The organism is Roseomonas aerilata DSM 19363, assembly GCF_000711725.1.
Classification (GTDB): Bacteria; Pseudomonadota; Alphaproteobacteria; order Acetobacterales; family Acetobacteraceae; genus Roseomonas; species Roseomonas aerilata.
The window spans coordinates 1-5,272 of the sequence record NZ_JONP01000104.1 but is presented as its reverse complement, the minus strand read 5'-3'; the positions used below and the strand labels follow the sequence as shown (position 1 = coordinate 5,272).

The 5,272-nt window shown below is 61.8% G+C and carries 8 protein-coding genes and 1 pseudogene; 4 read left to right on the top strand and 5 right to left on the bottom strand.

Translation table 11 applies throughout. From position 1 onward, the window contains the following. The 4 genes and pseudogenes from BO39_RS28950 to BO39_RS35555 all read right to left on the bottom strand — a co-directional run. Positions 1-719, bottom strand: a pseudogene (locus BO39_RS28950) (beta strand repeat-containing protein); the annotation flags it as partial. Between the two features lie 233 nt (positions 720-952). Beyond that, entirely contained in the window at positions 953-1,279 is a 327-nt protein-coding gene (tnpB, locus tag BO39_RS32225; protein WP_084698669.1) for an IS66 family insertion sequence element accessory protein TnpB, read from the bottom strand. Then, positions 1,276-1,482 (bottom strand): hypothetical protein, encoded by a 207-nt coding sequence (locus tag BO39_RS28940; RefSeq protein WP_043840305.1) that lies wholly within the window; start codon positions 1,480-1,482, stop codon positions 1,276-1,278. Before BO39_RS28940 ends, tnpB begins: the two co-directional genes overlap by 4 nt. A 39-nt stretch (positions 1,483-1,521) precedes the next feature. Beyond that, the gene (locus BO39_RS35555) at positions 1,522-1,683 is read right to left on the bottom strand and encodes a transposase (protein ID WP_084698668.1); all 162 of its coding nucleotides are present in this window, start codon (positions 1,681-1,683) and stop codon (positions 1,522-1,524) included. A 143-nt stretch (positions 1,684-1,826) separates the two neighbouring features. Here BO39_RS35555 and BO39_RS28935 point away from each other — a divergent pair, with 143 nt between their 5' ends. Next, on the top strand, positions 1,827-2,372 hold the full coding sequence (locus BO39_RS28935) for a heme NO-binding domain-containing protein (protein ID WP_052403020.1): 546 nt from the start codon (positions 1,827-1,829) through the stop codon (positions 2,370-2,372). A gap of 4 nt (positions 2,373-2,376) precedes the next feature. Then, on the top strand, positions 2,377-3,957 hold the full coding sequence (locus tag BO39_RS28930) for a putative bifunctional diguanylate cyclase/phosphodiesterase (RefSeq protein ID WP_084698667.1): 1,581 nt from the start codon (positions 2,377-2,379) through the stop codon (positions 3,955-3,957). A gap of 116 nt (positions 3,958-4,073) precedes the next feature. Here BO39_RS28930 and BO39_RS33420 read toward each other — a convergent pair whose 3' ends face one another. Continuing rightward, a complete protein-coding gene (locus tag BO39_RS33420; RefSeq protein ID WP_156964139.1) occupies positions 4,074-4,322 on the bottom strand; it encodes a hypothetical protein in 249 nt (82 codons plus the stop codon). A 342-nt stretch (positions 4,323-4,664) separates the two neighbouring features. On the opposite strand from BO39_RS33420, the gene BO39_RS28925 reads away from it, so the two are divergent. Then, complete coding sequence (locus BO39_RS28925; RefSeq protein ID WP_043840303.1) at positions 4,665-4,910, top strand: hypothetical protein; 246 nt, start codon at positions 4,665-4,667, stop codon at positions 4,908-4,910. An 88-nt stretch (positions 4,911-4,998) separates the two neighbouring features. Continuing rightward, a partial coding sequence (locus tag BO39_RS28920) for a PIN domain-containing protein (protein WP_043840301.1) occupies positions 4,999-5,272 on the top strand: 274 nt, incomplete at its 3' end.

Sequence of the window (5,272 nt, the reverse complement as noted above, 5' to 3'; positions counted from 1 at the left end):
CCGCTGGTGCCGGTCGTGAAGCTCTCGTGCCAGTTCTGGTACTGGCCCTGGCTGATGGTCTCGTTCGCGACGACCTGGCCGTCGAGCTGGGCCTTGAGGGTGTAGTTCCCCCGCCCGCCGGTCGCCTGCATGGCGTCGTCGTTGTTGAACCCCGCATCCACCGACAGGCCGCCGCCCTTGTAGGCGGTGACGTCGAAGACCATCCGCTGCGAGCCCGGCAGGTCGATGGTGACCCGCGCCTCGGCAGCCAGGTCGCCCTTCTGCCAGAAGGAGGCGGTGCCGTTGGCAAGGGCCGTCTTGAGCGCGGCGAGGACGTCGATGGTGGTGGTCGCGCCGCCGTCGGGCGTCATGTCCACCTTGAAGGAATGCGCACTGATCGCCTGGGCAAGGTCGATGGCCGGCGCGGACGAGATGGTGCCGTGGGTGAGCACCACGTCGAGGGAGGTGCCGGCGGCGATGTCGGGCCGCTCGAGGGAGAGCACGACCATCTTCGCCGAGCCGTCCGGGTAGGTGCTCTTGACGTCCATCTGGACGGCGACGGTCTTGCCGCCGATCTCCGCGAGGAGGCCGGTTCCCTTGGGCACGTCCCCTTGCTCGAAAACCTGTCCGAAGGTGGTCACCCCACCCTGCAGGGTGGCGACGCCAGCGTTCTGCAGCTTGAGGGCGACGACGTCATCCGCGCCGAGCGTCGCGAAGGTGGGAAGAACAACCTGGGACATGCTTCTGCCTTCTCTCGACCGTTCCGGGGCCAGTTGCCCGCCTCGACGGCGCGTGATCACATACCCGTGTGAACACATGATTGTGAAGACATAAATTGCATTGTCGGAACGTTGCGAGTGACGTTTATTTCTTGACCGTTCGTTTATCGTAACCAATTGGCTGGTGTCTGTCGGAAAGACAGCGATCCCGAGCCGATAGACGTGGCTTAACAGCAGCTGCAGCTTACTGCCAATTAGGTCCGCTGGAGGGCAGGACCGTGAGGTAGAGGCGGGCCGCAGAAAGGTTGCATTCTCCCAATTTCTCGGATGAATCCACTGATCGGGACGCCTGCGGCTAAGCCCGAGTTCCTCGTGTCGAGGCCAAACATCAACCTCGGATACCCCGAAAAGAGGATCTTGATCCGTTCGGCGCGCCGCGAGCGGAACACCAGCACCGTGCCCGAGAACGGATCCGCCCCCCGCACCTCGGCGGCCAGCGCCGCCAGGCTGTGCGCGCACTTGCGGAAGTCCACGGGCTTGGTCGCCAGCAGGATACGAGCGCCGGCCGGCGGCGCGATCATGCCGCCGACGTCCGGAGCGCCTGCAGCACTGTCGTCAGCAACTCGCGGTCAGTGCCAGGCGCGACCCGCAGCACCACACCGGCAAGCCGCACCTCGATCGTGGCCGCCCTGGGGGCCAGCGCCGCCATCGCCTCAGGTGTTGGCACTGGCGCCTCCGCCACGATCGGCACGAAACCAAGCCGCGCCACGGCACCGGCACGCATCTCCCGCCGCCACGTGAACACCTGCTGGGAACAGACCTGCTAGCGCCGCGCGACCTCGGCCACGATAGCACTGGGCTCCAGCGTCTCCGCGACAACCCGCGCCTTGTCCTCGTCCGACCACCTCCGCCGGCGCCCAGGCCCGGTCAGGACCTCAACCCGACGATACCCACCACCATTAGCGTCGTCATTAACGTCGACCATAACGTCAGCCCGAAGCGCCCCGCCTCAGGCCGACCCAGCACATTCACCGCCCGCGCAGGAAGACGGGCCTCGTCGCCGCGCTTACCGCTTAACCGATCTTTCAAGAATAGAATCCAATCTCCGCCGAAAGAAGGGGCGGTACGATGAAGGGGCGGGTTTTCACTGAGCTGTTTGAGCATGTCGAAAAGCGATATGGCGCGGATATGGTGGATGACATCATTGATGCCGCGAAGCTTTCGCATGATGGCGTGTACACGAGCACTGGCAGCTATCCGTTCGAGGAAATGGTATCCTTGGTCAAGGCCCTGGTCGCTGCCACCGGACAAAGCCTGCCGGCCGTACTAGAGCCTTTCGGAACCCACTGCTTCGAGAGCTGGGTCAGCTACGCCCCCCAATACTTCTCGCGTGACCGGAGCTTGTTTGATATTCTTGAGGGTATCGACGAGTTCCACGAGGTCGAGGTTCGAAAGCTTTATCCTGATGCGGAGCTCCCGTCCTTCGTGCCAGAGACCCGTAGCTCGCAAGCGCTCACGCTTGGGTACTACAGCTGCAAACCGCTGGTGCCACTTGCCCTGGGCGTGATCAGGGGAGCCGCGGCCCACGTAGAGCAGGATGTGACGCTCACTTGCGAGCCAGCTATGGGGCCGCGAGGGCCTTATACCCGAATCTACGTAAACTTAACGCAGTAGCCTCATGGTCGACAGCCATTCTTCAGAAAGTACTGCATCACTGGACCAGGTGCAGCGCTTAGAACGTCGTCTGGCGCGGGAGATTGGCGCGCGTAAGGAGGCCGAGCGGCTCCTTGAGCAGAAAAGCCTGGAACTGTTCGCGCTGAACCGCAACCTGGCACAGTTGAACGCCAGCCTTGAGCAGCGTGTGCAAGAGCGCACCCTGGAACTCGACCGGGAGAGACACCGCGCTCAGGAGCAGGCATATCGTGACCCACTGACAGGTCTTGCCAATCGCCTGGTGCTTCAGAAGCATCTGCAGCAGGCGGCGTGCAGTGGTGAGGCCAGTTCTAACGTTGCGGTGCTGTACCTTGATCTCGATGGCTTCAAGGCCGTCAATGACTCACTTGGCCACCCGATCGGCGATGAACTCCTGTGTGCGGTTTCGGCACGCCTTCGGCAGTGCGTGCGGGAGAGCGACCTAGTCGCCCGCATCGGGGGTGACGAATTCGTTGTCCTGCAAATGGAGGCGCCGCAGCCAAGAGCGGGGACGGACCTTGCGGAGCGCCTTATCCGCGCCGTACAGGCTCCATTCTCCATACAGTCGCATCAGATCCTGATTGGGACCAGCATCGGGATCGCGACCGCGTCCACAGCTTCGGCCGAGGCTAACTCAATGCTGCGGGACGCGGACATCGCACTCTACGTTGCGAAGGCAGAGGGGCGTGGTATTTGGCGCGCCTTTGAGCCCGAAATGAATCAGCAGATGCAGGTGCGCCGACACCTTGAAATCGCGCTGCGTTGTGCCGTGGCCGAGAAGGAGTTTGAGGTCTTTTATCAACCTCTGGTACAGGCGGACACCGGCGACCTGATGGGCTTTGAAGCCTTGTTGCGTTGGAGCCATCCCGAACGAGGCAGCATCTCACCGGCCGAGTTCATTCCGCTAGCTGAGGAAACGTTGCTCATCAAGCCACTCGGCGCATGGGTACTTGAGAAGGCCTGCTGTGACGCGGCACGGTGGCCAGCACCCCTGAAGGTCGCGATCAACCTGTCCCCAGTGCAGTTCGTGAAGGGCAGGCTTGTGGACGAAGTCAGGCATGCTCTGAGCATATCAGGATTAGATGCGGCCCGGCTGGAGCTGGAGATAACCGAGTCAGTGCTGCTGCAGAACAGTGATGAAACACTGCGGTTGTTGAAGGATCTGCGTGACCTCGGCGTACAGATTGCGATGGATGATTTCGGAACGGGTTACTCCTCCCTCAGCTATCTCCGCAGCTTTCCTTTTGACAAAATCAAGATTGATCGAGCCTTCGTTCAGAACTTGGCGGACGGGAACGGTAGCTTGGAGATTATTCGCGCCGTTATCGGCCTCGGTCGAGCCCTCAACATGAAGGTACTTGCGGAAGGCGTCGAAACGACGGAGCAATTTGCGGCTCTGCAGGCGGAGGGCTGTGACGAGGTGCAAGGCTATCTGTTCAGCAAGCCAGTTGCGTTGAAAGACGCTTGGCGCACCATTGCCAATGATCAGGATCGGCGGTCTATGCTGCGGTCGCAACACGTGTTTCCCCAAAATTTGTGCCTCGAGGGCTCAGTTGGAGCAACTTGAGTGCGCTGATCAATGGGGCAGTGCAGGCACTTAGCTGAGCCGTCAAATCGAACCCGCAGGCGTACAGTTCAACGACCTAGTAGGGGTCCATGAGGACACCGGGCAGCTTGCAACAATCAGTTCAAGCCGTAAGCGGCTGCTTCGTTGATCGGCATCAACCCCGTGTCTGCGGTGCCGGCCGCAAGTTCCTGGGCAGCCCTGCGTAGAGCGGAAGTGATCAGCTCCCGGTTCTTAAGGTGCGCCTTGTTTGAGGCAGTGGCATCGACGGTTGCCAATTGGTGTTCAAGGCACTGGTAGGCTTGCTGGAGCGCAAGCCAGCGTGCATCGGGGTCTTGCACACCATCGAGGTACCATTCCAGGCTCATGCGGAGTGCGCCTGTCAGGGTTACCTCGGCAGGGGATTGGATTCGTGGCAAGAAGAGAGGCTCCGGCGATAGCTTCAGTGTCGTTGCCAAGGCATCGCAGCAGGCTGCGAGGTGTCGGAAGAGGCTGATCGAATAAAAATCACACTGCCGCGACATCTGTGTAGGGCGTTCTGTAGCAGCGATTTAGCGCACATTCTTGTTACAATCTCATCATTCTCTCTGAAGTGGAAGAACCGGCCCGTCAATACCCTTTGCATCCGAAACGGATTTTTAACGATCCTCCGGTTATCGTCAGTGCGCTGATGATCAGCCCACTGGCTGCTCCACACGAGAGACACCCCCATGGCGCCGAGCCACGCTTCCGACGACCGCTTCCAGCGCGAGCTGCGCGCCACCCTGGCGACGCTGCAATGCCTGTCCGAGTACGCGGCCGAGCAGGGTGACACCCAGTCCTCCTCCATCCTGCACAACGCCGCCGCCCTGCTCAGCGTCACCGTGATGATAGAGCCGGGTGTCGCCACCTCCCGCGAGATCCCGCGCCAGCGACTGTCGCCCGTGTCGGTGGGTGTGAGTGCCGCTTACGCCTGAGAGAACTCGCGGCCGGGCGGAAACACAGCCGTCGAGGCGGGCAGGGCTCTCAGCCACGAGACTGCGGAGCGCCCAGCGAGGACCGCGTGTGACCCATCTCGCCTATGTGGACTGCAGCAACCTGTTCATCGAGGGGCAAAAGGTCAGCGCCGTGGCAAAGGGCATGGCGCGCAGCCTGGAGGACAGCCGGCAGCGTGGGGTTCTCGACTTCGAATACCGGCTGGACCTCTACCGCTTCATGACCCTGCTCCGGCAGGCACCGGGTGAGACGAAGGCAGTGGTGTTCGGCAGCGTCACCGACAGCAACGAGGGCCTGTGGCGCCATGCCGCGAATGCAGGCTTCGAGGTGGTCACGGTGGAGC